The sequence below is a fragment of the Streptomyces sp. NPDC001568 genome (assembly GCF_042893755.1).
GTDB lineage: Bacteria > Actinomycetota > Actinomycetes > Streptomycetales > Streptomycetaceae > Streptomyces.
Genome location: NZ_JBIAVF010000029.1, coordinates 5,465 through 29,398, shown reverse-complemented (window position 1 = coordinate 29,398; position 23,934 = coordinate 5,465). Strand labels below are relative to the sequence as shown.

General features: G+C 73.0%; 21 protein-coding genes and 1 tRNA gene. 13 read left to right on the top strand and 9 right to left on the bottom strand.

Annotated elements, in window-relative coordinates; translation table 11 throughout:
* Window positions 1-43: 43 nt before the first annotated feature.
* Genes ACFY0I_RS37140 through ACFY0I_RS37100 form a run of 9 tightly spaced genes read left to right on the top strand, consistent with a single transcriptional unit; the run spans window position 44 to window position 12,543 of the window.
* The gene (locus ACFY0I_RS37140; RefSeq protein WP_388904061.1) at window positions 44-1,372 is read left to right on the top strand and encodes a lysine N(6)-hydroxylase/L-ornithine N(5)-oxygenase family protein; all 1,329 of its coding nucleotides are present in this window, start codon (window positions 44-46) and stop codon (window positions 1,370-1,372) included.
* A complete protein-coding gene (locus ACFY0I_RS37135; RefSeq protein ID WP_388904060.1) occupies window positions 1,372-2,565 on the top strand; it encodes an NAD(P)/FAD-dependent oxidoreductase in 1,194 nt (397 codons plus the stop codon). Before ACFY0I_RS37140 ends, ACFY0I_RS37135 begins: the two co-directional genes overlap by 1 nt.
* Complete coding sequence (locus ACFY0I_RS37130) at window positions 2,562-4,862, top strand: class I tRNA ligase family protein (protein ID WP_388904059.1); 2,301 nt, start codon at window positions 2,562-2,564, stop codon at window positions 4,860-4,862. Before ACFY0I_RS37135 ends, ACFY0I_RS37130 begins: the two co-directional genes overlap by 4 nt.
* Window positions 4,859-8,176 (top strand): amino acid adenylation domain-containing protein, encoded by a 3,318-nt coding sequence (locus ACFY0I_RS37125; protein WP_388904058.1) that lies wholly within the window; start codon window positions 4,859-4,861, stop codon window positions 8,174-8,176. The genes ACFY0I_RS37130 and ACFY0I_RS37125 overlap by 4 nt, the downstream gene beginning before the upstream one ends.
* Window positions 8,173-9,819 carry an AMP-binding protein gene (locus ACFY0I_RS37120; protein ID WP_388904057.1) on the top strand — a complete coding sequence of 549 codons (1,647 nt, stop codon included), beginning with the start codon at window positions 8,173-8,175 and terminating at the stop codon, window positions 9,817-9,819. The genes ACFY0I_RS37125 and ACFY0I_RS37120 overlap by 4 nt, the downstream gene beginning before the upstream one ends.
* The gene (locus ACFY0I_RS37115; protein WP_388904056.1) at window positions 9,812-10,084 is read left to right on the top strand and encodes an acyl carrier protein; all 273 of its coding nucleotides are present in this window, start codon (window positions 9,812-9,814) and stop codon (window positions 10,082-10,084) included. The genes ACFY0I_RS37120 and ACFY0I_RS37115 overlap by 8 nt, the downstream gene beginning before the upstream one ends.
* A 3-nt stretch (window positions 10,085-10,087) precedes the next feature.
* Window positions 10,088-10,711: a GNAT family N-acetyltransferase gene (locus ACFY0I_RS37110; protein WP_388904055.1), complete on the top strand. Its 624-nt coding sequence runs from the start codon at window positions 10,088-10,090 to the stop codon at window positions 10,709-10,711.
* On the top strand, window positions 10,708-11,763 hold the full coding sequence (locus ACFY0I_RS37105) for a C45 family autoproteolytic acyltransferase/hydolase (RefSeq protein ID WP_388904054.1): 1,056 nt from the start codon (window positions 10,708-10,710) through the stop codon (window positions 11,761-11,763). Before ACFY0I_RS37110 ends, ACFY0I_RS37105 begins: the two co-directional genes overlap by 4 nt.
* 45 nt (window positions 11,764-11,808) lie before the next feature.
* Window positions 11,809-12,543, top strand: coding sequence for a 4'-phosphopantetheinyl transferase family protein (locus ACFY0I_RS37100; RefSeq protein WP_388904053.1), 735 nt, complete (start codon window positions 11,809-11,811; stop codon window positions 12,541-12,543).
* On the opposite strand, the gene serS is transcribed toward ACFY0I_RS37100, so the two are convergent.
* The 5 genes from serS to ACFY0I_RS37075 all read right to left on the bottom strand — a co-directional run bounded on the left by serS (window position 12,527) and on the right by ACFY0I_RS37075 (window position 17,307).
* A complete protein-coding gene (gene serS, locus ACFY0I_RS37095; RefSeq protein WP_388904052.1) occupies window positions 12,527-13,834 on the bottom strand; it encodes a serine--tRNA ligase in 1,308 nt (435 codons plus the stop codon). The genes ACFY0I_RS37100 and serS overlap by 17 nt on opposite strands.
* A gap of 135 nt (window positions 13,835-13,969) precedes the next feature.
* A complete protein-coding gene (locus ACFY0I_RS37090) occupies window positions 13,970-14,953 on the bottom strand; it encodes a VlmB-like protein (RefSeq protein ID WP_388904051.1) in 984 nt (327 codons plus the stop codon).
* Window positions 14,950-15,570 (bottom strand): flavin reductase family protein, encoded by a 621-nt coding sequence (locus tag ACFY0I_RS37085; RefSeq protein WP_388904050.1) that lies wholly within the window; start codon window positions 15,568-15,570, stop codon window positions 14,950-14,952. The genes ACFY0I_RS37090 and ACFY0I_RS37085 overlap by 4 nt, the downstream gene beginning before the upstream one ends.
* Window positions 15,567-16,094: a hypothetical protein gene (locus ACFY0I_RS37080; protein WP_388904049.1), complete on the bottom strand. Its 528-nt coding sequence runs from the start codon at window positions 16,092-16,094 to the stop codon at window positions 15,567-15,569. Before ACFY0I_RS37080 ends, ACFY0I_RS37085 begins: the two co-directional genes overlap by 4 nt.
* Before the next feature lie 58 nt (window positions 16,095-16,152).
* The gene (locus tag ACFY0I_RS37075; protein ID WP_388904048.1) at window positions 16,153-17,307 is read right to left on the bottom strand and encodes an acyl-CoA dehydrogenase family protein; all 1,155 of its coding nucleotides are present in this window, start codon (window positions 17,305-17,307) and stop codon (window positions 16,153-16,155) included.
* Between the two features lie 249 nt (window positions 17,308-17,556).
* Here ACFY0I_RS37075 and ACFY0I_RS37070 point away from each other — a divergent pair, with 249 nt between their 5' ends.
* On the top strand, window positions 17,557-18,570 hold the full coding sequence (locus tag ACFY0I_RS37070; RefSeq protein WP_388904047.1) for a bifunctional lysylphosphatidylglycerol flippase/synthetase MprF: 1,014 nt from the start codon (window positions 17,557-17,559) through the stop codon (window positions 18,568-18,570).
* A 15-nt stretch (window positions 18,571-18,585) separates the two neighbouring features.
* On the top strand, window positions 18,586-18,774 hold the full coding sequence (locus ACFY0I_RS37065) for a hypothetical protein (protein WP_388904046.1): 189 nt from the start codon (window positions 18,586-18,588) through the stop codon (window positions 18,772-18,774).
* 135 nt (window positions 18,775-18,909) lie between these two features.
* Here the strand turns inward: ACFY0I_RS37065 and ACFY0I_RS37060 are convergent, their stop codons facing one another.
* The 3 genes from ACFY0I_RS37060 to ACFY0I_RS37050 all read right to left on the bottom strand — a co-directional run bounded on the left by ACFY0I_RS37060 (window position 18,910) and on the right by ACFY0I_RS37050 (window position 21,042).
* A complete protein-coding gene (locus ACFY0I_RS37060) occupies window positions 18,910-19,617 on the bottom strand; it encodes a 2OG-Fe dioxygenase family protein (protein WP_388904044.1) in 708 nt (235 codons plus the stop codon).
* Between the two features lie 5 nt (window positions 19,618-19,622).
* Complete coding sequence (locus ACFY0I_RS37055; protein ID WP_388904042.1) at window positions 19,623-20,714, bottom strand: iron-containing redox enzyme family protein; 1,092 nt, start codon at window positions 20,712-20,714, stop codon at window positions 19,623-19,625.
* Window positions 20,715-20,952: 238 nt separating this feature from the next.
* Window positions 20,953-21,042 (bottom strand) — tRNA-OTHER (locus ACFY0I_RS37050).
* A gap of 157 nt (window positions 21,043-21,199) precedes the next feature.
* Here ACFY0I_RS37050 and ACFY0I_RS37045 point away from each other — a divergent pair.
* Complete coding sequence (locus tag ACFY0I_RS37045; protein ID WP_281207571.1) at window positions 21,200-21,580, top strand: hypothetical protein; 381 nt, start codon at window positions 21,200-21,202, stop codon at window positions 21,578-21,580.
* A gap of 154 nt (window positions 21,581-21,734) precedes the next feature.
* Here ACFY0I_RS37045 and ACFY0I_RS37040 read toward each other — a convergent pair whose 3' ends face one another.
* Window positions 21,735-22,091 (bottom strand): nuclear transport factor 2 family protein, encoded by a 357-nt coding sequence (locus ACFY0I_RS37040; protein ID WP_388904040.1) that lies wholly within the window; start codon window positions 22,089-22,091, stop codon window positions 21,735-21,737.
* 161 nt (window positions 22,092-22,252) lie between these two features.
* On the opposite strand from ACFY0I_RS37040, the gene ACFY0I_RS37035 reads away from it, so the two are divergent.
* Window positions 22,253-23,653 carry a pyridoxal phosphate-dependent decarboxylase family protein gene (locus ACFY0I_RS37035; RefSeq protein ID WP_388904039.1) on the top strand — a complete coding sequence of 467 codons (1,401 nt, stop codon included), beginning with the start codon at window positions 22,253-22,255 and terminating at the stop codon, window positions 23,651-23,653.
* The last annotated feature ends 281 nt before the right edge of the window (window positions 23,654-23,934 follow it).

The following is a 23,934-nucleotide window of genomic DNA, read 5'->3' as shown; positions in this document are numbered from 1 at the left end:
GCACCCACCTGCTGATCACCGATTCGAACGAGAGGTTCCGATCATGGGGCACGAGAGCTTCCGGCCCGGCACCAGGCACGTCCGCTGCCTCGGCGTCGGCGTGGGCCCGGCCAACCTGAGTCTGGCGTCGCTGCTGCACGGCAGGCCGGACGTACCCAATCTCTTCCTCGACCGCAAGGAGTCCTTCGGCTGGCACGACGGCCAGCAGATCCCGGGCACCACCCTCCAGGTCTCCCAGTTCAAGGACCTGGTCAGCCTCGCAGACCCGGCCAGCCCCTTCTCGTTCCTGGCGTACCTGCACGCCAAGGGCCGCGTCTACCACTTCCTCAACGCCCAGTTCGACGACGTGCCGCGCCTGGAGTTCCGCAACTACCTGGCGTGGGCCGGCCGCCGCAACGAGAACGTCGTCTTCGGCGAGGGCGTGCGCGCGGTCGCCTTCGACGACGACCGCCAGGTGTTCACCGTCGACACCGACCGCCGCACGGTCACCGCGGACAACGTCGTCGTCGGAGTCGGCAGCCGGCCCTGGGTGCCGCCGCAGGGGGCGGACCTCCTCGGCCCCACCCAGTTCCACGTCGCCGACTACCTGGGCTCGGCCCGCGACGTCGGCGGCAAGCGGGTCGTCGTCGTCGGCGGCGGCCAGTCCGGCGCCGAGGCCTTCCTCGACCTGATCTCCCGCAGCGGCTGGGAACTGCCCCGCCGCGTCTCGTGGATCTCCCGGCGGCCGAACTACCTCCCCATCGACGACTCGCCCTTCACCAACGACTACTACATGCCCAGCCACGCCGACTACTTCTACGGACTGCCCCGCGAACGCCGCGAGGCCATGAACTCCCGCAACCTCCTGACCAGCGACGGCATCTCCGAATCCACCCTGCGGGAGATCTACCAGAGCATCTACGTCCACCGGTTCGTCGAGGGCAACGAGGACCTGGTCGCCCTGCACCCGAGCCGCGAGGTCTTCGACGTCAGCCCCGGCCCGTTCGGCGGCTGGGAGGTCGGCGCCCGCCACACCGGCGAGCCCGACTCCGTGGAGAAGTTCGAGGCGGACATCGTCGTCTGGGCCACCGGCTACCGGCCCGCCGCCATGGACTTCCTCGCCCCCCTCGCCGACCGCCTGGAACGCGAGGGCGACGAACTGCGCGTCGACGAGGACTACGCCGTCCGCTGGGACGGCCCCGCCGACCGCCGCGTCTTCGTCCAGAACGGCGTCCGCGGCCAGCGCGGACTGGCCGACCCCAACCTCAGCCTCAACGCCTGGCGCAGCCGGCGCATCGCCGACCGGCTGTGCGGCGTACGCGGCGACGAGCAACTGTCCTCCTTCATCGAGTGGTCCTCCAAGGCGCCCCAGGACGAACGGTGGAGCGCCTGATGCCCGCCGACCGCGGCGCCGAACGCGCCGCCGAACCCGGCATACCCGCGACGGGCGCCGCGTCCCCCGCGCCCGCCGCGTCCCCCGGCGGGCCCGCACGCGCCCGTACCGACGTGGCCGTCGTCGGCGCCGGGATACTCGGCGTCCTCATCGCCCGTGAAGTCCTCGCCCGGGACCCCCGCGCCACCGTCACCGTCCTCGACCGCGACATGACCGGCTGCGGCGCCACCCGCCGGTCCGCCGGACTGCACTTCCCGCGCGGCGCGAACGAAACCGTCCGCACCCTCGCCGCCGAGAGCCAGCGCTTCTACGAGGACCTCCGCACCGCCCGCCCCGACCTGCCCATCCACCCGCTCGGGATGACGGTGATCGCACCCGAACGGGCCGAGGAGCACCTGCGCGAGGTCCACCTCCCCGAGGCCAAGCTCCGCTGGACCGCCGAACTGCCGGCCGTCGTCCCCGCCCTGCCCCGGGGTCACGGCGCCTGGGAGGGCGACGGCTGCCAGTACGCCGACGTCCACGCCCTGACCCAGCGCCTCGCCGCCGACCTGCGCCCCGCCGTCACCTTCCGGGAGGGCGTCGAGGTCACCGCGCTGGCCTCCGGCCCCGGCGGCACCCGCCTGACCCTGACCGGCGGCGCTTCCCTCGACGCCGACCACGTCGTCCTCGCCCCCGGGCCCTGGCTCGCCGCGCCCGCCTGGCGGGAGCTCGTCGCGCCCCTCGGCGCCCGCGTCAAGAAGATCGTCGCCCTGCACATCGACGTCCCCTGCGCCCCCGGCGACCGGGCCGTGGTCCTGCACACCGAGGACGCCTTCCTGCTGCCCCTGCACCACCGGGGCCACTGGCTGTTCAGCTACACCTGCCAGGAGTGGGACGTCGACCCCGACACCGTCGACCCCGCCCTCACCGCCGGCCACCTGCGCGACGCCCGCGCCCTGCTCACCCGCTACGCCCCGGGCCTGGCCGCGCACTGCCGGTCGGGCCGGGTCTTCTGCGACGCGTACGGGGCCGCCGGCACCCCGGTCGTCACCCCGCTGGACCCCTACGGCCGGCTCCTGTTCGCGGGCGCGGCCGGCGGCTCCGGCTACCGCCTCGCGCCGGCGCTCGCCGCCCGCGCCGCCGACCTGATCCCGTCCCTGCCGCCGCCCGCGTCCCTTCCGTCCCGCCCGTCCCCGCGAAAGGCCACGACATGATCATCGCCAGTTATGACGCCGACGTCCTGGAGCAGGCGTTCGGCATCGACATGAGCGGTGTGGAGGGCCTCGGCACACCCGCCGGCTGGGGCCGGATCGCACCCGGCCGGGCCACCGACCACCACCGCCACGACGAGACCGAACTGTTCGTGATCACCGCCGGGCAGGGGGAGTTCGTCATCGACGGCGAACGCCACCCGGCCGCCCCCGGCACCGTCGTCCTCTTCGAACCGTTCGAGTCCCACGTCCTGGAGAACACCGGCGGCCCCGACGCCGGCGACCTCGTCTTCTTCACCCAGTACTGGCGCGACGCCGAACGGGCCGCGACCTCCGCCGCGAACCCCGCCCGCAAGGGCTTCGGCGACCGGCCCGTCTTCGTCTTCTCCACCCCGCCCACCCCCAACGGGGACCTGCACCTCGGCCACCTCGGCGGCCCCTACCTCGGCGCCGACGCCTTCACCCGCTACCAGCGGATGAACGGCGCCGAGGCCTACCACCTCACCGGCAGCGACGACTACCAGAGCTACGTCCTCGGCGCCGCCCGCGCCGACGGCCGCACCCCCGCCGAGACCGCCGCGCACTACAGCGCCGAGATCGCCGAAACCCTGCGGCTGATGGACATCCCCCTCGACCAGTACACGGTCACCGACCAGGACCCCGGCTACCGCGAGGGCCTCCAGGACTTCTTCGGCCGCGTCGTCGCCTCCGGCGAGGTCGCCGTCACCGAACAGGACGCCCTGCACGACGCCACGACCGGCCAGTACCTCTACGAGGCCGACGTCAAGGGCGGCTGCCCCGGCTGCTCCCACCCGACCAACGGGAACATCTGCGAGGAGTGCGGCGAACCCAACACCGTCACCGACCTCACCGACCCGCGCTCCACCGTCTCCACCGCCGCGCCCCGCACCGCCGCGACCGCCCGCTGGACCCTGCCGCTGCACACCTTCGCCACCGAGGTCCGCGCCCACCACCGCACCGGCCGCGTCCCCGCCCGGCTCCGCGAGCTCGCCGACCGCCTCTTCCGCCGCCCCCGCGTGGACATCCCGCTGACCCACCCCTCCGACTGGGGCGTGGAACCCCGCGAGCCGGCCACCGAGGGCCAGGTCATCTGGGTCTGGCCCGAGATGAGCTACGGGTTCCTGCACGGCATCCAGTCCCTGGGCGCCCGCCTCGGCCGGTCCTGGCGGGCCGCCGAGCCGGCGCCCGACTGGAAGATCGTCCACTTCTTCGGCTACGACAACAGCTTCTACCACTCGGTGCTCTACCCGGTCCTGTACCGGCTCGCCTTCCCCGGCTGGAACCCCGACATCGACTACCACGTCAACGAGTTCTACCTCCTCGAAGGCGCCAAGTTCTCCACCAGCAGGCGGCACGCCATCTGGGGCAAGGACGTCCTCGGCCCCGACACCGTCGACGCCGTCCGCTACTTCCTCGCCGCCACCCGCCCCGAGGGCCTGCGCACCGACTACACGCGCGTCGCCTACGAGGCCGCCCTGAACGACACCCTCATCGGCGCCTGGCAGCACTGGCTCACCGACCTCGGCGCCCGCGTCGCCAAGCACCACGGAGGCCGCGCCCCCGACGCCGGCAACTGGACGCCCGAGCACTCCGCGTTCCTCGCCCGGCTCGGGACCCGCCTCGGCGCCGTCACCGCGGCCCTGGAGAACGACGCGTTCTCCCTCAACCAGGCCGCCGCCGAACTCGACGGCATCGTCCGCGACACCCTCCGTTTCGGCCGCGCCGAAGGCCTCCTCACCGACACCCCGGGATGGGAGGCGGAGAACCGCACCGCCGTCGCCCTGGAACTGGCGGCCGCCCGACTCCTCGCGCACGCCGCCGCCCCCGTCATGCCCCGCTTCGCCGGCCGGCTGGCCGCCGCCCTCGGCCAGGACGCTCCGAGCACCTGGCCCCGTACCGTCGAACTCCTCACCCCCGGCAGCGCCGTCGACCTCGCCGACGCCGTGTTCTTCCGGCCGTCGCCCGATGCCGAACCGGCTGCCGAACCCGCTGCCGAACAGGCCGCCGAACCCGCCCTGACGCCCTGGCTCACCCGGATCGCCCGTACCGTCCTGCGCCTCGGCGACGACGAGCCGATCGCCGACCGCACCCTGACCCAGCTCGCCGCCGGATCCCTCCAGGCCGTCACCGTCCAGTACCAGATCCTCGACGCCCTCGACGTCGACCTGTCCATGGACGAACTCCTGCACGGCGGCACCCTCACCGAACTCGCCGCCGTCATCGCCGAACGCGCCGAACCCGCCGCCGTCGCCGCCCTGACCTCGGGAGAGCCCCGATGAACCACCTCCAACTGCTGCGCGAAATGGGCCGACGCGGGCTGTCCGTCACCCTCACCGACGGCGACCTGCGCATCCAGGGCAACCGCGACCGGATGGACCCCGAGTTCATCGCCCGCCTCAAGGCGGCCAAGCCCGCCCTCGTCGCCCACCTCGCCCGGGAGGCCGAGCACGGCCCCGGCTTCCCCCTCACCCCCCTCCAACGCGGCTACTACGCGGGCCGCAGCGGAGTCTTCGAGGTGGGGGACGTCGCCAGCCACGTCTTCCACGAGATCGAGGGCCACTGGGACGTCGACCGACTCCGGAGCGCCCTCGCCGGCGTCGTCGCCGCGCACAGCGCCCTGCGCTCGCGCTTCCTGTCCGCGGACCGGCAGGTCACCGAACACGGCGACCACGGACCGCGCATCGGCGTCCTCGACCTGCGCGCCCACACCCCCCGCCAACAGGAACTCATCCGCGCCGAACTCCGCGAGATGCGCTCCCACCAGGTACTGCCCGCCGACCAGGCCCCACTGCTCACCGCCGACGTCACCCTCCTCGCCGACGACCGGATGGTCCTGCACGTCGGCCACGACGGCCTCGTGATGGACGGGATCAGCATGTTCCTGTTCTTCCGCGCCTGGTGGCACGCCTACCGCAGCCCCGCCGCCGACGCCCCCGAGGAGGTCCCCTGCGACGAACTCCCCTTCGAGGACTACGTCGCCGCCCTCGAAGCCGCCCGCGACCGGGCCCCCGCCCGCCGCTCCCGCGACTACTGGACGGCCCGCGCCGACGACCTCGCCCCCCACCCCGACCTGCCCCTGCGCACCAGCCCCGCCGCCCTGTCCGGCTCGCGGTTCACCCAACGCTCCGTCCGGCTGGACCGTACGGCCTGGACCGCGCTCAAGGAGCGGGCCGCCGAGGCCGGACTGACCCCCTCCGCCCTGCTGCTCGCCGCGTACGCCGAAACCCTCGCCACCTGGGGCGCCGGCGAACGCTTCACGCTCACCACCACCGTCGCCAACCGGCCGCCGATCCACCCCCGGATCTTCGAGGCCATCGGACCGTTCTCCGACACCCTCCTCGTCGAGGCCGCCACCGACCGGAGCCTGACCTTCGCCGAACGTGCCCGCGCCCTCCAACAACAGCTGCACACCGACATGGACCACCGCCACTTCTCCGGCATCGAGGTCCTCAGGGAACTGGCCCGCCGGCGCGGCGGACTGGCCGGCGCCCGCATGCCGTACACCTTCAACAGCGCCATCGGGCACGTCAGCAGCGAGGTCGACGGCTCGGCCCTGGAACTGTTCGGCAAGGAGGTCTTCTCCGTCAGCCAGACCCCCCAGGTATGGCTGAACGCCTTCGCCATGGAGCAGCACGGCGGGCTCGTCGTCCAACTCGACGGACTCGACGAACTGTTCTGCGAGGGCCTCCTCGACGACCTGGCGCACGGCTACACCACGCTCCTCGAAACCCTCGTCGACGCGCCGGCCTGGCAGCGCCACGGCTTCGACCTGCTGCCGCCCGCGCAACGCGCCCGCCGGCTCGCCGCGAACGACACGGCCGTCGCCCTGCCCGACGAGATGCTCGGCGACGCCATCGTGGCGCGGGCCGCCCGCACCCCCGGGGCGCCCGCGATCCTCACCGCCGACCGGACCGTCGGCTACGGCGAACTCCTGCACCGGGCCGCCACCGCCGCCGCTTGGCTGCGCGCCCACGGGGTGGGCCGGGGCGAACTCGTCGGCCTCGTCATGCGGCGCGGACCCGAGCAGATCATCGGCATCCTCGCCACCGTCCTCGCCGGAGCCGCCTACCTGCCCGTCGACGCGGGCCTGCCCGCCGCCCGGCAGGACTACATGCTCGCCGACGGCCGGGTGCGGTGCGTGCTCACCGACACCACCGCGCCCGACACCGGACTCCGCGCCTCCCTGCACACCCTCGACCTCACCGGCCCGGCCACCGGCCGCGCCGAGGTCCCCGACCGGCTGCCCGGCTCCCACCCCGACGACCTCGCGTACGTCCTCTACACCTCCGGCACCACCGGAGCCCCCAAGGGCGTCATGGTCACCCACCGCAACGTCACCAACGTCGTCGCCGACTGCCACACCCGCTTCCGCATCACCCCCGACGACCGCTTCTTCGCCATCAGCGCCTTCAACTTCGACCTCTCCGTCTGGGACGTCTTCGGCGCCCTGTCGGCGGGCGCGGCCCTCGTCATGCCCGACCAGGACAAGGCCGTCGACACCGCCCACTGGCTCGACCTGTGCCGACAGCACGGCGTCAGCGTGTGGAACTCCGTCCCCGCCATCGCCGGCCTGCTCCACGAGCAGGCCCGCACCGACGGCTCGCCGCCGCCCGCCCTGCGCCTCGTCATGATGAGCGGCGACCGGATCCCGCCCGAACTGCCCGCCGCCCTGCGCGTGATGACGCCCGGCCTGGAGGTGGTCTCCCTCGGTGGCCCCACCGAGACGACCATCTGGAACATCCTGCACCCCGTCGGCGAGGACGAGGACGGCAGCGAGTCCATCCCGTACGGGCGGCCCAACGCCAACAACCGCGCCTACGTCCTGGACCGGGACGGCCTCGACGCACCCGACTGGGTCACCGGGGAGATCGTCGCCGCCGGCACCGGCCTCGCCCGCGGCTACTGGGGCGACGAACAGCGCACCGCCGAACGGTTCTTCACCGACGACGTGCGCGGCGAACGCCTCTACCGCACCGGCGACCTCGGCCGGTACCTGCCCGACGGGAACATCCAGATCCTCGGCCGCAGCGACTTCCAGATCAAGATCAACGGATATCGCATCGAGGCCGGCGAGGTCGAGACCCGGCTCGCCGCCCTGGCCGACGTCACCCGGGCCGTCGTCGCCGCCCACGGCAACCGGCTCGTCGCCCACCTCGTCCCCGCCGGCTCCCACCGCCCGCACCTCGACGAGGTCCGTCGGGCGCTGCGCGCCGACCTGCCGGACTACATGCTGCCCGCGGCGGTGCTCTGGCACGGCTCGCTCCCGCTGACGAAGAACGGCAAGGTCGACCGTACGAAGCTGGCCGCGCTCGGCGCCGAGGACCCGACGGCCCCCGCCCCGCAGGCGGGTGGCAGCGCCCCCGCCAGCCAGGCCGAGAAGGTGCTCTGCGACATCTGGTCCACCGTCCTGCGGCGCCCGGACGTCGGCGCCCTCGACACCCTCGCCTCCCTCGGCGGCGACTCCATCGCGGCGGCCCGGATCCTGACCGCGGCCCGCAAACGGTTCGGCGTCACCCTCACCCTCGACCGGTTCGCCGAGGTCGACACCGTCCGCGCCATGGCCGCCGTGCTGCGCCCGGAGGTGCCCCGATGACCGGCGCGGCGCCCTCACCGGCGCCCGTACGCCCCGCGCCCGGCGGCGCACCGGGCGCCGGGCCCGACACGATCCGGCGGATCGTCGGCGGGCCGCCCGCCGCCGGCAGGATCTCCGTCGCCCGCCTCGACGGCACCCGCACGATCGAGCTGCGGGAGCTGTACGAACGCTCCGGCCGCCTCGCCCACCACCTGCGCGACGCCCACGGCATCGGCCCCGGCGACCGCATCGGGATCCTCGCCGCGAACAGCCTGGAGTGGGTCCTGCTCGACCTGGCCGCGCTGCGCCTCGGGGCGCAGACGGCCGGCCTGGAGCCCGGCAAGTTCACCCCGTCCGCCGAGCTGATGGACCGCTACGGCCTGCGCCTGCTGTACACCGACCGGGCCGCCCCGGCCGGGCCCGCCGAACCGTCCGCCGACCGCCCCGCCCAACCGTCCGCCGAGCAGCCCGCCCCGTGGCCGCCCGGCGTCCTCGGCACCGACCCGATCCTCGGCCTGACCGAGCCCGACGGCGCCCCGGACCGGCCCCTGCCCCCCGTCCACTGGGGGTTCCGCGACGTCACCACCATCAAGTTCACCTCCGGCAGCACCGGCGTCCCCAAGGGCCTCGGCGCCACCGCCGGCAGCATCGACAGTTCCCTCACCGCCGTCCAGGAGATCTTCGCGCACGGCCCCGGCGACGACCTGTTCGTCTTCCTCCCGCTCTCCCTGCTCCAACAGCGCTACTGGGTGTACTCCGCGCTGCTGCACGGCCACGACGTCACCCTCACCACCTACGAGGCCGCCTTCGCCACCCTGCGCCGCGTCCGTCCCACCGTCGTCATGGGCGTACCGGCCTTCTACGAGAGCGCCCGCCGGCAGATCGAGGGCCGGCTGCGCCGCTCCACCGGCCAGGACCCGCGCCGGGCCGCCCGGGCCCTGTTCGGCGACCGGATCCGCTACCTGTGGACCGGCTCCGCCCCCGCCTCCCCGGCCGTGCTCCGCTTCTTCACCGACGTCGGCCTGCCCCTCTTCGAGGGCTACGGCCTCAACGAGACCTGCATCGTCACCAAGAACCACCCCGGCGCCCACCGGGAGGGCAGCGTCGGCCGGGTGGTGCGCGGCAAGGAGGTGCTGATCGGCGAGGACGGCGTCATCAGCGTCCGCAGCACCCACCCCGTCAACAACCACTACGCGTACGCCCGCCCCGGCGACTCGGAGAAAGTGTTCGACGCCGAAGGAACCGTCCGCACCGGCGACCTCGGCCGGCTCGACGAGGACGGCTACCTGTTCGTGCGGGGCCGCGCCGACGACGTCATCGTCCTCGACAACGGCAAGAAGGTCATCGTCCGGCCCATCGAGGAACTGATGCGGGCCGACCCGGCCGTCGCCGAATGCGTCCTGTTCAGCCCCACCCAGACCGACCTCGTCGCCGTGGTGTCGCCGGCCGCGCTGCCCGCCGACCGCGCCGCCATCGCGGCCCGCCTCGCCGCCGTCAACGCCGCCACCGGCGCCGACGAGCGGATCAGCCGTGTCCTCGTCGCCGATCCGCCGTTCAGCATCGACAACGGCCTGCTGACCTCCCAGTACAAGCCCAAACGGCCCGCCATCGCGGCCGCCCACCACACCCCGCTGCACGACCAGGAGGCCGGAATCCATGCCTGACACCCAGCTCGTAGAAGAGGCCGCCCGCGCCCAGTTGTCCCTCGTCCTGATCCCCGAGGTCGAGCCCGAGGACATCGACCTCGACGCCGACATGGTCGCCGCCTACGGCCTGACCTCCCTCAACAAGGTCCTCTTCCTCACCGAGGTGTGCGAGGAGACCGAAGTGGACCTCGCCCACTTCACCGAGCACGACCTCGCCGTCATGCGTACGCTGCGCGACGTCACCGACGCCCTCACCCGCCACCACGCGACCACCGGAGCCTGAACCATGAGCTCGACCGACCACGCCTCCTGGACCGACCACGCCGCCACCGTCCTGGAGAACGACCGGGTGCGCCTCGCCCCGATCACCGAGGCGGACCGCGAGGGCATCCGGGCCGTCGCCATGGACCCGGCCATCTGGCGCTACTTCGTCGCCGCCGTCGAGACCGAGACCGACTTCGAGTCCTTCTTCGACGCCAACCTCGCCGACCACGCCGCCGGCCGCCGGGTCGTGTACGTGATCACCGACAAGGACAGCGGTCGCATCGCGGGCAGCATGAGCTTCGGCAACATGGCCGAGGCCGACCGCCGCCTGGAGATCGGCTGGTCCTGGCTCGGCCGGGACTTCCGCGGCCGCGGCGTCAACCACTGGGCCAAGGCCCTGCTGCTGGCCCACGCCTTCGAGGTGCTCGACGTCGAACGCGCCGAGTTCAAGACCGACGTCCTCAACGTCCAGGCCCGCCGCGGCCTCGCGAACATCGGCGCCACCGAGGAGGGCACCCTGCGCAGCTTCAACTACATGCCGGGCGGCCGCCGCCGCGACGCCGTCTTCTACAGCATCCTGCGCGCCGAGTGGCCTGCCGTCCGCGAGGCCCTCGCCCGCGGCCCGAAGAAGGCCGTACCGGCGTGAACACCGCCGACGGCATCACCTTCATACGGGCCGGCGGCACCCCCCGCGACATCGGCCGCGCCCACGGCCGGGCACTCGCCGCCCCCCTGCGGGCCTTCCTCGACGACGGCCTGGCCCGGCTGAACCACCTCACCGCCCGGCCCCTGACCCTGCCCGACCTGCTGCCGACCGTCTCCGCCCACCGGGCGGAGGTGGCGGCGGCCCTGCCCGACCTCGCCGAGGAGGTCGCGGGCCTCGCCGAGGGCGCCGGCATCGGCGAGGACGAGGCCTGGCTGCTCCAACTCCGCCGGGAGATCATGGGCTACTCCAAGGTCCCCACGGCCGGCGACTGCACCACCTGGGCCCGCACCACCATCGACGGCACCCCCGTCCTCGCCCAGACCGTCGACCTCAACGGGAACCTCGACAGCCACATCGCCGTCCTGGAGACCGCCCGCGCCGGCTCCCCCCGCCGCTCGCTGGTCCTCAGCTTCGCCGGGCTCCTCGGCTACCTCGGCCTCAACAGCGACGGCCTGGCCGTCGGCCTCAACCTGGTCCTCGGCGGCACCTGGCGCCCCGGCGTCCCCCCGTACCTCGCCATCCGCCACCTCCTGGACCACGCAGGCAGCGTCGACGAGGCCCTCAAGATCCTCGCCGGCCTGCCGCTGGCCAGCTCCCGCTCCCTCATGCTGTGCGACCCCGAACGGGCCCTGTACGTCGAACACCTCGACGGGGAACTGCGCGTACGGGAGGCCGGACCCGCCGGCCTCGCCCACACCAACCACTTCCTCCACCCGGACTTCGCCCCGGCCGACGAGCTGAACGTGTTCGCCCGCAACTCCTCGGTGCGCCGGCTGCGCGCGGCCACCGACGGGCTCGCCGCCCTGCGCGGCGACGCCGACGCCGAGGACCACTTCGCGCTGCTCGCGAAGGAGCCCCTGCGGGTCCCCGACCGCGGGGACATCCGGGCGGAGCGGACCGTCGCCGCGGTCGTCATGCACCCGGCCGCCGGCCGGCTCCACGTCCGCCCCGGCGACCCGGCGCTCTCCGCCACGCAGGTGTTCTCCCTGTAGGCCGCCCCTTCCGCGACGAAGGACCGTACCCATGGAAGGAGCACGATGGACGCATGGCTGGTCGACCTCGACCGGGTCGACCCCACCGACATCAGCGCGCACTATCCCGAGGGCCTCACCGAGGACGAGCTGCGCCGCGGCGCCGAGTTCGTCCACGCCCGGGCCGCCCACCGCTTCTACCGCGCCCGGCTCACCGTCCGCCGGCTGCTCGCCGAACGCCTCGGCATGCCCGCGTCCGAGTTGCGCATCCACTACGACCCGGCGGGCAAGCCGTACCTGCCCGACCGACCCGGCACGCACATCAGCTGGTCCCGCTCGGACGGGCTGCTGCTGCTCGGGGCCACCGAGACCGGACCGGTGGGAGTGGACGTGGAACTGGTCCGCCCGGCCGCCACCAACCTGGACGTGCTCACCTTCGTCTACCCCGGCGTACCGGCGAGCGCGACCCCGGAGACCTTCTTCCACGCCTGGACCCTGCTGGAGGCCGCGGTCAAGGCCACCGGCCGCGGCCTCACCGACGGCGCCCGGGAGGTCGACCTGGACTTCGGCCCCGACGGCGCCGTCACCCTGCGCGGGATCAACGGCCACGGCCCCGCGCCCTGGCACGGCCGGACCGAACTCCGGCCGACCCACCGGGACGCGCCCTGGGCGATGACCGCCTTCGTGTCACGGGACCTCGCCCCCGTCACGGTCCTGCCGTGGCCGGACCGGGAGCGCGACCGGGACCGGGACCGGGCCGCCGACCGGGGCCGGGGGGCCCTGCTCACGCGGCCCCGCTGAGCGCCCCCGTACCCGCCGGGCCGGCCGGCACGGCAGTACCGTCCGCGGCGATCGCGGTGAAACCCGTGTACGGAACCAGCGCGGGCGGCACGGTCACCGAGCCGTCCGCGCACTGGTACTGCTCCAGGATCGCGACGAGGGTCCGGCCGATCGGCAACGCCGAACCGTTCAGCGTCGCCGCGAAGGCCTTGCCGCCGTCCCGGTCGCGGACCCGGATGCCGGCCCTGCGCCCCTGGAAGTCCCCGCAGTCGGAGCACGAGGAGATCTCCCGGTAGGTGCCCTGGCCCGGCAGCCACACCTCGATGTCGTACGTCCGCCGGGCGGCGAACCCGAGGTCCCCGGCCCGCAGTTCCACCACCCGGTGCGCGAGCCCCAGCCGGCGCAGCGCGCTCTCCGCGTGCCCCACCAGCAGCTCCAGCTCCTCCTGCGACCGATCGGGCCGGCAGATCCGCACCAGCTCGACCTTCTCGAACTGGTGCAGCCGCACCAGCCCCCGGGTGTCCCGCCCGTACGAGCCCGCCTCCGCCCGGTAGCAGGGCGTGAACGCGGTGAGGGCCAGCGGGAGTTCGCCGTCCTGGAGGGTCTCCCCGCGGTACAGGTTGACCAGCGGCACCTCGGCCGTCGGGATCAACAGCAGCTCCCGGTCGGCGGCGTCCGTCGCGAACAGGTCGTCGGCGAACTTCGGCAGTTGCCCGGTGCCCGTCATCGACTCGCGGTTCACCAGGTGCGGCACGCCGTGCTCCACGTACCCGTGCTCCCCGGTGTGCAGGTCCAGCAGGAACGAGGCCAGCGCCCGCTCCAGCCGGGCTCCCGCGCCCCGGGTCACCGCGAAGCGCGAGCCCGAGAGCTTCGCGGCCCGCACCGGGTCGAGGATGCCGAGCCGGGTGCCGACGTCCACGTGGTCGCGCGGGGTGAACCCGAAGCCCGGAGGTTCCCCGAAGACCCGCCGCACCACGGGCGGATCCTGCTCGGTGCCGTCGGGGACGTCCGGGTGGGGCCGGTTGGGGACGGCCAGCAGCAACGCGTCCAAGGACTCCTGCGCCACCCGCAGCTCCTCCGACACCGACCGCAGGCGCTCCTTGGCCTCCTGGATCCGGGCGCGCCCGGCCGCGTCGGGCCGCACCCCGCTGCGGGCGGAGCGGTTCTGCTCGGCCCGCAGCTTGTCGCGTTCGGCGATGAGCAGGGAGCGCCGGTCGGTCAGCTCGCGCAGGGCGGCGCGGTCCAGGTGGTGTCCGCGGCGGGCCAGGTCGGCCCCGGCCGCGTCCTGCAACAGGGCGTGCGGGTCGTGCATGACGGCTCCTCGGTCCTCGGCGGTGACGCGTTGACGTGCGCGGTGACGCGTTGACGTGCGCGGTGACGCGCTGACGCACGTGATGACGCGGGTGACGTGCGCGGTGGCGCGGTGCCGGCGCCCGCCGTCACCGGCTCACCGCGGGTGGTTGCGGATGATGTCGACGGCCTCCGGGATGCCCATGTACGGCAGCCGCACCTCGGCCATGTCGTCGGTCCACTGCTCGGCGAGGTCGTAGCGCTGCTTCGGAGTGGTCTCCAGCAGCTTGCAGCCGGGGAAGACCTCGTACCCGTCGAGCAGTTCGGCGTGGGCGAACATGCCCTCCTGGAACAGCTCCTCGCGTTCCAGTACGAACTCCTCCGACGGCAGCTCGTCCCACAGCTGCCGGCCGCGCCGGATCAGCTCGATCAGCCGCGGCCGGTACGAGGGGTTGAGCGCCAGGTGCTCGCGCACGATGGAGCTGCCCACGGTCAGGTGGCGGATCTCGTCGATCGAGGCGCCGCGCGCGATCTCGGCGGCGGCCGGGTCCAGGAGCGTCCACTTGCGTTCGCTGAGCTCGGCGGCCGGCGCCAGCACCCCTTCGATGACGATCGTGAACACGGCGACCGCGCCGATGAAGTCGCCCTCGTCGCGGACCACGGTCGTCGCGAACTCGGCGATCGGGTTCAGCACCCGCCGCGTGTAGTCGACGCCCTGGTCCTCGATGAAGTCCAACAGCCCCGCCGCGGGCACCCCGAGGTCCACCAGGTGCTTGCGGAAGATCATCGCGTGCCGGGCCTCGTCGACGACCTGCGTGGCGAAGAACTCCTGCTCGACGACGCCCGGCGCGCCGATCACGTAGTGGGACAGCACCTCCACCGCACGGGACTCCGCCAGCGACCGGTTGCCCAGCTCCAGCACCAGCGCCCGGCGCAGCGGACCGTCCTCGCGCATGTGGTCGGGGGTGACGGCGTCGTGGCCGGCCTCGGCCCGCCCGCGCAGGGTGCCCTGGGCGACGGCCGACAGCCAGTAGCCGAGGTCGCACTCGTCGGCGGTCAGGGTCATCTCCTGCGCGCCGTCCAGCAGGTTGGGCGCGCGGTCCCAGTCGGCCTCGACGGGGATCTGCGGAACGGTGGTCATGACACCTCGCTGGGAGAGACGGAAACGGTGGAAGCGGCGGGAACGCCGGAAGGGGCGGTGCCGGACGCCGCGGGGGTGACGGCGGCGCTGTGCATGCGGCCGGCGAAGCTGAGCATGGGGGAGTTCACGGTGTGGCTGCCGCCCGTCACCTCGGCGAGGAGCATGTCGTGGTCGCCGACCTGGTGCCAGCCGAGGATCCGGCAGGCCATGTGCGCCAGGCTCCCGCCGAGCAGCGGAGCACCCGTGAGCGGGTCGGTGGACCAGTCGAAGCCCTCGAACTGGGCGTCCCCGAGAGGCCGCCCCGGGTTCGCGAACCGCCGCGCCACGTCGTTCTGCGCCGAGGACAGCACGTTCACCGAGAACCGGCCCGCCCTGCGCACCAGCGAGGCGAACGTCGACGTGGGCCGCAGGCAGGCCCCCAGCACCAGCGGGTCCCGCGACAGGGTCACCACCGCGCTCGCCGTGGTGCCGTGCCGGACCCCGCCCTGGCTGACGGTCAACACCGTCACGCCCGACGCCAACCGGCGCAGCGCCAGCCGGGCCGCCTCCGGATCCTCGTACCCTTCCGCGGACGCCGAACCCGAACGGTCCGTGAGCCAGGTCTGATAGCGGCTCACCGGTGTGCCCCGACCGCCGCGGCGGCGCCGGTGGCGGCGGCCTGCTCCTCGTAGGGCAGCGGCACCGGGCCGTCGGTGGCCGCACGACGCTTGAGCATCGCCGTGACCCGGTCGACCAGCGGCGTCGGCACCGGCTCGAAGGGCAACCCGAACGGCTTGAGGAAGTTGCCGAAGACGCCCCGGTCGCCGAACACGTGGAACGGCAGCGCCAACAGCGCCCACTCGGGTCCGATCAGCCACATCCACAGCACACCCACGAGGGCCACGCTGAGCAGGCTGTGCATCGTGTTGTACAGGACGTAGTACGCCTTGTGGATCCGCCCGTCGGGGCTGCGCCGGTAGGCGATGGCCCCCGGGATGTAGCCCAGCAGGTCGATGTAGAGGAACAGGCCGATCGCCGCGAACCACCGGATGTCCGTGAAGTGCCACAGGATCAGGCCGATCGTCACGGCGAAGGCGACCAGGTACTCGGCGCGGTGCAGGTTGAACGTGACCGGTGACTCGACCGGATTCTTGATGTCCATCAGGGGTGTCCTTCCGACAGGGCGACTGCGGGCGGGGCGGCTGGGGCGGGGCGGCTGATCAGGACAGCCGCAGGGGGCTGCCGGCGAAGTAGTCGGCCAGCTCCGCGGCCACGCTCGCGCGCGACGGCGGGTGGAAGGCCAGGGCACGGACCGCGCCCGCCAGGTACGCCACGTCCGCGGAACGGATGAACGCCATCCCGCCGAGCATCTCCACGGCCTGGTCGACGGCCGAGGCCAGCAGGTCCTGGGAGGCGTAGCGGGCGGTCAGCACCGCCGCCACCGCCTCGTCGCCCTCGGTGCCGTCCTCCAACGCCCGCGCCGCGCCCTCGACGAGGGCGACCGCGGCGTCCAGCCGGACCACCAACCGCGCCCGCTCGTCGGCACTGCCGCGACCGCCGGCCACCACCCGGGCGACGAGCTCCGAGGCGGCGCCCACGTAGGTGGCGGTGGCGAGCAGCTCGAACCAGGTGAACCCGGCCGTCTGCAGGTCGTCGAGCCGGTCGGCGTCCTCGGGGGTGCTGTGGATGACGAGGTCGGCCGGCACGTCGACGTCGGTGAACACGACCTCGTCGCTCTGCGCGGCCGCCAGCACGGGAGTCCCCCAGAACGGGCGGGTCGTGATGCCCGGCGACGACGCCGGAATGAGCATCAGCGCCAGCCCGGAGCGCCCGTCCTCGTCCGTCACCGCCACACTGGCCGTCAGCACGTCCATCGAACGGGACAGACTGCACGGCTTCTTCGACCCGTTGACCCGGTACCCGCCCGGGGTGCGCTCCGCGACGACCGACGGCGTCAGGATGTTCTGACTGGTGCGCCCCTCCGCCCAACCGGACGCCAGCAGCAGCCCGTCCGAGGCCACCGACGTCATCACCTTCAGCTGGCTCGGGGTGAGCCGGTCGGTGACCTCCGCCAGCCGGAACAGCATCGCGACCGTGAAGTGGTGCATCGTCGAGGCCACCCCCAACGACGGCGACGCCGCGGCCACGGCCCGCTGCACCCGCACCGCCTCCAACGGGCCCGCGGCCGCGCCCCCGTACGCGGCGGGCACGAGCAGCCCCGGACCGCCGCGCTCGCGGTACAGCTCCAGCACCGGGCTGTCCGCACTCTCCCGCGCCCCGCCCTCGGCGGCGGTCAGCGGCAGGTTCTCGAGCGCGTCGAGAAGACCTGGATGGAATTGCTCGCAGATCTCGCGCGCAGTCGTCAGGGAACGCATCGGCGTTTTCTCCTCGGGCTCTCTCGGAATTCTCCTCCGGACCGGTCGGGACATTCCCTGCGATCCGAAAGGCAATATTCGGAAAGAAGTGTTCCATCCACCGTCTGACTGAGGCCTGACACTCATCTGACCAGCGGTTTCAGCTGACTTCACCCTGACGGGCGGCTGACCGGGGACCCATCCGACACTTGTGGCGCCGCGCCACCCGTGCCATAAGTGGGGAAGTGCTCGCGGGAGAATGGATCTGAAATGACCGGAACGATTCTGGAGACGGATGTCGCCCTCGACGCCATCCGGCAGTACGCGGACGCCGGAAATCCGAGCGCGTATTTCGCCTTCAGTGACGGGAACAGCTACTTCCGGCTGCCGGACGAGCCCGGGATCATCGTCTACCGGCCCGTGGGCCGCTACCTGGTGCAGTTCGGCGGCCCCTTCGCCCCCTTCGCCCCGGCCGGCCCCGACGGCCCCCGCGCCCGGTTGCTGGCCGGCTTCACCGCCTTCGCCGCCGAACAGGGCCGCGAGATCGTGTCGGTGCAGCTCCAGGGCGCGGACGCCGACGTCTACGTCGACCAAGGCTTCACCGTGAACCAGATGGGCTCCTCCTACGCCGTCGACCTGGAGACCTTCACCCTGGCCGGCACCAAGTTCATGCAGCTCCGCAACAAGATCTCCCGGGCCCTGCGCAGCGGCCTGGAGATCCGAGAGGTCCCCTACGAGGACTGGGCCGACCGGATCGCCGCGCTCGACACCGCCTGGCTCACCACCAAGGGCGAGGGCGTCAAACCGCTGGAGTTCCTCGTCGGCCAGACCGGAGGCCGCTACCAGCCGCTGCGCCGGCTCTTCGCCGCCGTCCACGACGGCCGGCTGATCGGCTACGTCTCCTACGCGCCCGTCTACGGGCCGCAGCCCGGCTGGATGCACGACCTGAGCCGCCGGCAGCCCGACTCCCCGCCCGGGGTGATGGAGGCCCTCAACAAGGCGGCCATGGACGTGTTCACCGCCGAGGGAACCCGCTGGCTGCACTTCGGCTTCACCCCCTTCACCTCGCTGACGGCCCCCCAGTTCCCGGGCCACAGCCAGGGCTTCCACTGGTTCATGCGACACCTGTGGGAGCACGGCGCGCACATCTACCCGGCGCGCACGCAGCTGGAGTACAAGCAGAAGTGGGCGCCCTCCGCGGTGCTGCCGGAGTACATCGCCTTCCAGCACCGGGCCAGCCTGCCCGCGCTGGTCCACGTCTTCCGCGCCTGCAACGCGGTCTGAGAGGGAGGCTCCCCGATGCACCCGACGTCCCCGACGTCCCCGACCTCGCCCACGGACGAGGAGATCCAGGCCCAGGGCCTGCTCGTCGTCGAACAGTTCCAGGCCTGCGCGGCCGCCCCCGACGACCTGGCGGCGGCCCGCGCCAGTGACGAGGGCCTCGCCCGCCTCGACGCCCTGCTGCGGGAAGGAGCCGCCGCGTCCTGAGACCCGTACGTCCTCCCCGCCCGCGCCCCCGTACGGACTTCCGTGCGGGGGCGCGGCCGTGGCCGGACCCGGGACGCACGGAGGGCGGGGCGGTGGGGAACTCCCACCGCCCCGCCCTCCGTCGCGGTCCGGCCCTCAGCGCAGGGCCGGCCGGGTGCGCACCACGCTGCCGGTCGGTCCGCGCACCAGCATCGGGCGCCGCCGCAGGGCCGGGCCGGGCGCCGCCTCCACCGGCCCGGAGGCCGGGGACAGGTGCGCGACCAGGAGGTCCTGGACCACCGGCCCGCCGGCCGCGGCCAGCAGCTCGTGCCGGTCGTCGACGACGGCCCGTCGGTCCAGCAGGATCCCCTGCCCGGGCGCGGGGGCCGCCTCCACGAGCGGCCCGACGCGACCGGGACCGTACAGCCGGGAGCGCAGGCTCCCCGTACCCTCGCGGCCGACCACCGCCACCAGGCCGAACGCGCAGCCGTCCGGCCTCGGCCCGGGCGGCTCGACCCGCACCGCCTCCCCGGCGGGGGCGACGGTGCGGACCCGGTGCAGGTCGATCAGCCAGTCCGCGTGGATGTCGAGCCACGGCCCGCTGAGCGTCGACCGCAACAGGGCCGACAGCCCCGCCGCGAGCCGCCGCTCCGCGAGGTCCCGTACGGGGCTCGCGGGTCCTGCGGCCGGGGCGCAGGGGACGTACTGGAACAGCCAGTCGTCGTCGGCCGTCCAGGACATCCGCAGCCGCAGGGGCCGCCGCGGGAGGTCCCCGAAGCCGGCGGCGACCACCGCGGGCACGGGCGGCAGCCCGGTGAGGGCGAACCCGTGCTCGCGCAGCGCGTGCCCGCTCGGCGACGCCACGGCCGTCAGCCCGCGGCGACGGGAGTGCGCTCGGCGGACAGCCGCGCCAGTTCGAGGCGCTCGTCGAGGTGGCGGGCGGAGGAGTTGGCCCGCCACAGGGCGCCGCGGGCGATGCCCCGACGCATGTAGGGGGTGTCGGCGCTCGGGATGACCACGTTGTGGAACCAGCCCGCCGCGTGCTGCGAGTCGATGGTGATGTGCAGCCGGTGGTACGTGATGCCGACCTCGGGCAGCCCGAGCCGCTCCCAGGCCCGGACGACGTTGCGGAACCGGTCGGGGGCCAGCCACTCCGTCATCCCGAGGAAGCCGACCGCCTCCGGGTACAGGTGGCGGTAGCGGCAGAGCAGCACCGCGAGGTTGCCCGAGTGCAGGTCGGTGGTGGTCATGGCGGCTTCCAGGTCCTCGGCGCGGACGTCGAAGACCTCGTAGATCTTGTTGAACAGATGGGTGTGCACGGCCTCGGGGTCGCCGTTGCCCATCTCGTCCCAGTAGTTGCCGGCGATCTCCATCTTGCTCGCGCCGGCCGTGCCGATCTGCATCATCGCGAGGAAGTCGTCGAAGCGGCCGTCGATCAGCGACTCCTGGATGACGTACGTGCGCAGGTCCTCGCTGCGCGCCTCGCGGTTGATGAAGTCGGTGTAGTAGGGGTGCTTGAAGGCGCGGTGCTTGCGGACGAGGCCCTTGAGCCAGGACAGGAACTGCTTGGGTTCGGTCGGTGCGGACTCCAGCAGCCCGGGTTCGAGGTGGGTGTCCTCGGTGGTGAGGGTGGCGTGCTCCAACAGGCGGGTGACCTCGTGGAGCAGTACGGAGCCCTCGGCGGTCGGCCGCGACGGTATCTGCATCACCGTCTGGTAGATCCGCGACAGCAGGAGTTGTTGCTGGTAGTGGGCGTCGTCCCGGTCGGGGCCGGCCACCGCGGCGGCGTTCATCCGGGTGACCGCCTCCACGACGCGGCCCCGTTCGCCGAGGAACTTGGCGTCGATCTCGTCGGCGTCCACGGTCAGCCAGGACGAGACCTCCTCGACGAGCGCTGCGGCGTCGGTCCTGCGGATCGCGGGACCGGTGTGGTTGTCGGTGCTGGGCAACTGCGTCTCCATGTCTCTCAAGGTCGCTCGGGAAACGACGCCTGGTCGGGTCGCGCGGGGGTGGTGAGGGAATCGGATCCGTCGACGCGGACCCGCGGGCGGATCGGCTGGATACACGTCCTCGCTCCGCGGGTCCGGGCGGGAGGGGCGCCGGAGGGGGCCCGGGCCGGTGCGGCGGGGGCCCCTCATGCCAAAGACACGCGCACCCCTTGGTTCGGATCGGGATGCGCGTGCCTGGGATGAGCACCTGCGGAGAGGGCAGGATTCGAACCTGCGTGGGCAGAGCCCGTCCGGCGAGTAACCCCACCGGACCCCATTCGGCCGCTTTGGGAACCTCTCCAACGGCCTTTCTCTGCACTCAGCTTGGCACGCCGTCGCTGACACGGCGCTGATGGATTTCTGAGACCCGAATTCGGGGACGGTCAGGGGCCCATCAGTGGCCGCTGGGATAGTGAAGGGCGATCGAGCCACTTCACCAGATACCCCCGGGAGTTCCCGTGAGCGCCGAGACCGCAAAAATCGCCGTATCGCGTCTCTACAACGACGAGAACGGCGAATCGCATTTCATCGACGAGACGCTGGAGGTGACCGCCGTCAATTTCGCCCCGCCCGCGCCGCCGATCTTCGTCTCCGAGGGCGTGCCGGCCAAGCAGGCCGTCTACCTCTTCCTGCCGGCCGGGTACGTGGGCGACTTCCACCCCGCGCCGCGCCGCCAGATCATGACCCTGATCAGCGGTCTTCTGGAGTGCGGGGTCAGTGACGGCACCTGGCGGACCTTCACCCCGGGCAACACCCAGCTCGTCGAGGACACCCAGGGCAAGGGGCACGCCACCAAGGCCCTCCAGGACTGCGTGATGATCGTCTCGCAGCTCGACTGAGCGGGGGCGCGCCCGCGACGGCGTCAGCACAACGGGAAAAGGGGGGCCCGGGCCGATCGGCCCGGGCCCCCCTTTCGGTTGACGCGCTCGTTCTGCTCGTTGCTCGTTCTCCGCGCGTATCGCGCGCGTGCCGCGCTCGTACCGCGCCCCGGGATCAGCCCTTGACGTAGCCGAAGCTCTCGGCGATCAGACCGTTCTCCAGCCGGGTCACGTTGACGCCGCGGACGAAGTCCTTCGGGCCGGAGCCCCAGCGCAGCGTCCAGCGGCAGACCGCGCGCTCACCCGCGACCCAGACCTCCTCCACCTCGAACGTGGCCTGCGCGTTCGACGCGATCGAGGACCAGAACCGCAGACATTCGTCGTATCCGACGTGCTTCGAACCGTCCGGGGCGGGTCCGGAGTTCTCCAGCCGGCAGTTCTCGGCGAGGAGGTCCTTCAACAGGCCCGGGTCGTGCTGCTGGAATGCCTGGTTGAACTGGTCGATAACCTTGCGTGTCTGCTCGTCGGACATTGGTACTCCTCATGTCTCATGGCTCACCGCGGTGTGGCCCGCCGGTCGGAACGGGTCGCAAGGAAAGTAATACAGTCCAACGGGCCGCGCAGTCCAAGTAACCGGATGTTCCGGCCATTTGAGTCAGTCGCACGTCAGTACCCGCCACCTACGTTCGTAGTATGACCACAGCAGACAGTGCGCCTCTCGCATTGGCCTATCAGCAGGCCATCGAATACCTGACGGGTCTCGCCGATCGGCCGGTGGGTGCCACTGCCGGCTCCGAACAATTGCTGAAAATGTTCGGTGGCCCGCTGCCCGCCGGCCCGGCCGAGGCCACCGACACCATCGAACTCCTCGGCCGGGCCGTCGCCGAGGGCGGCATCCCGACCGCCAACGGACCCCGCTACTTCGGCTACGTCACCGGCGGCACCCTGCCCGTGGCCATCGCCACCGACTGGCTCGTCTCCGCCTGGGACCAGACCGCCAGCCTCTACAACCTCTCCCCGGCCATCGCCGTCGCCGAGGACGTCGCCGCGCAGTGGGTCCTCGAACTCCTGGGCCTGCCCGCACACGCCTCCGTCGGGTTCCCGACCGGCTGCACCATGGCCCACCTGACCTCCCTCGCCGCCGCCCGCCACAAACTCCTCGCGGAGGCGGGCTGGGACGTCGAACGCGACGGCCTGGGCGGCGCCCCGGACATCGCCATCGTCGCCGGCGCCCAGCACCACATGACCATCGACCTCGCCGCCCGCTACCTCGGCTTCGGCACGGCACGCATCCGCAACGTCCCCGTCGACGACAAGGGCCGGATGGTCCCCGCCGAACTGGCACGCACCCTCGCGGGCCTCGACGGGCCGGTCATCGTCTGCGCGCAGATCGGCGACGTCAACTCCGGCGCCGTCGATCCCGTCGGCGAGATCTGCGACATCGCGCACCGGCACGGCGCCTGGGTCCACGTCGACGGCGCCTTCGGCCTGTGGGCCGCGGCCAGCCCCCGCCTGCGGCCCCTCGTCGAGGGCGTGGAACGCGCGGACTCCTGGGCGCTGGACGCCCACAAGTGGCTCAACGTCCCCTACGACTGCGGCATCGTCGTCATCGCCCACCCCGAGGCCCACCGGGCGGCCATGCTCAACGAACGGGCCGGTTACCTGCCGCCCGGCACCGACGGCGAACGCGACGCCATCGAGTGGGTCCCCGACTTCTCCCGGCGCGCCCGCAGCCTGCCCGTCTGGGCCGCGCTGCGCTCCCTGGGCCGCTCCGGCGTCGCCGACCTCGTCGAACGCTGCTGCTCCCACACCCACCGGTTCGCCGAGCGGCTGACCGGCGTGCCCGGAGTCGAGCTCCTCAACGACGTCGTCCTGAACCAACTGCTGGTCCGCTTCGGCGACGACGACGCGGTCACCCGCGCCGTCATCGCCCGCATCCAGCGCAGCGGCGTGTGCTGGTTCGGCGGCACCGTGTGGGAGGGCCGGGCCGCGATGCGGGTGTCCGTCGTCAACTGGCGCACCACCGAGGAGGACGTGGACCGCAGCGTCGAGGTGATCCGCGAGGCCCTGACCGCCGAACTCACCGCGACCTGACACCCTGGCGCAACCCGTCGGAACCCGCCCGACGCACCCCTTCCCACGCACTCCGTCGTCAGCACCTCGACGCGACCCATCGGAAGCGCCCACGCCCAGGCCGGGCCCGCCACCGCGGGCCCGGCCCGCGGCGTTCCCGGGGCCTCCGTACGCGCACGGCGGGGCGGGGCCGCGGGGGGGGCCCCCCGGGGCCCCCCGGCCCCCCCCGGGGGGGGGGCGCCCCCCCCGGGGCCCCCCCGGGGGGGCGGGGGCCCCAGGCCCGCCGGGGGTCCCCGGGGCCC

Excerpts from the sequence above, each read along its gene's own strand:
- ACFY0I_RS37125 (WP_388904058.1), top strand. The coding sequence starts at position 4,859 with ATGAACCACCTCCAACTGCTGCGCGAAATGGGCCGACGCGGGCTGTCC.
- ACFY0I_RS37070 (WP_388904047.1), top strand. The coding sequence starts at position 17,557 with ATGACCGGAACGATTCTGGAGACGGATGTCGCCCTCGACGCCATCCGG.
- ACFY0I_RS37140 (WP_388904061.1), top strand. The coding sequence starts at position 44 with ATGGGGCACGAGAGCTTCCGGCCCGGCACCAGGCACGTCCGCTGCCTC.
- ACFY0I_RS37100 (WP_388904053.1), top strand. The coding sequence starts at position 11,809 with ATGGACGCATGGCTGGTCGACCTCGACCGGGTCGACCCCACCGACATC.
- ACFY0I_RS37090 (WP_388904051.1), bottom strand. The coding sequence starts at position 14,953 with ATGACCACCGTTCCGCAGATCCCCGTCGAGGCCGACTGGGACCGCGCG.
- ACFY0I_RS37115 (WP_388904056.1), top strand. The coding sequence starts at position 9,812 with ATGCCTGACACCCAGCTCGTAGAAGAGGCCGCCCGCGCCCAGTTGTCC.
- ACFY0I_RS37080 (WP_388904049.1), bottom strand. The coding sequence starts at position 16,094 with ATGGACATCAAGAATCCGGTCGAGTCACCGGTCACGTTCAACCTGCAC.
- ACFY0I_RS37120 (WP_388904057.1), top strand. The coding sequence starts at position 8,173 with ATGACCGGCGCGGCGCCCTCACCGGCGCCCGTACGCCCCGCGCCCGGC.
- ACFY0I_RS37110 (WP_388904055.1), top strand. The coding sequence starts at position 10,088 with ATGAGCTCGACCGACCACGCCTCCTGGACCGACCACGCCGCCACCGTC.
- ACFY0I_RS37055 (WP_388904042.1), bottom strand. The coding sequence starts at position 20,714 with ATGGAGACGCAGTTGCCCAGCACCGACAACCACACCGGTCCCGCGATC.
- ACFY0I_RS37035 (WP_388904039.1), top strand. The coding sequence starts at position 22,253 with ATGACCACAGCAGACAGTGCGCCTCTCGCATTGGCCTATCAGCAGGCC.
- ACFY0I_RS37075 (WP_388904048.1), bottom strand. The coding sequence starts at position 17,307 with ATGCGTTCCCTGACGACTGCGCGCGAGATCTGCGAGCAATTCCATCCA.
- ACFY0I_RS37065 (WP_388904046.1), top strand. The coding sequence starts at position 18,586 with ATGCACCCGACGTCCCCGACGTCCCCGACCTCGCCCACGGACGAGGAG.
- ACFY0I_RS37130 (WP_388904059.1), top strand. The coding sequence starts at position 2,562 with ATGATCATCGCCAGTTATGACGCCGACGTCCTGGAGCAGGCGTTCGGC.
- ACFY0I_RS37040 (WP_388904040.1), bottom strand. The coding sequence starts at position 22,091 with ATGTCCGACGAGCAGACACGCAAGGTTATCGACCAGTTCAACCAGGCA.
- serS (WP_388904052.1), bottom strand. The coding sequence starts at position 13,834 with ATGCACGACCCGCACGCCCTGTTGCAGGACGCGGCCGGGGCCGACCTG.
- ACFY0I_RS37135 (WP_388904060.1), top strand. The coding sequence starts at position 1,372 with ATGCCCGCCGACCGCGGCGCCGAACGCGCCGCCGAACCCGGCATACCC.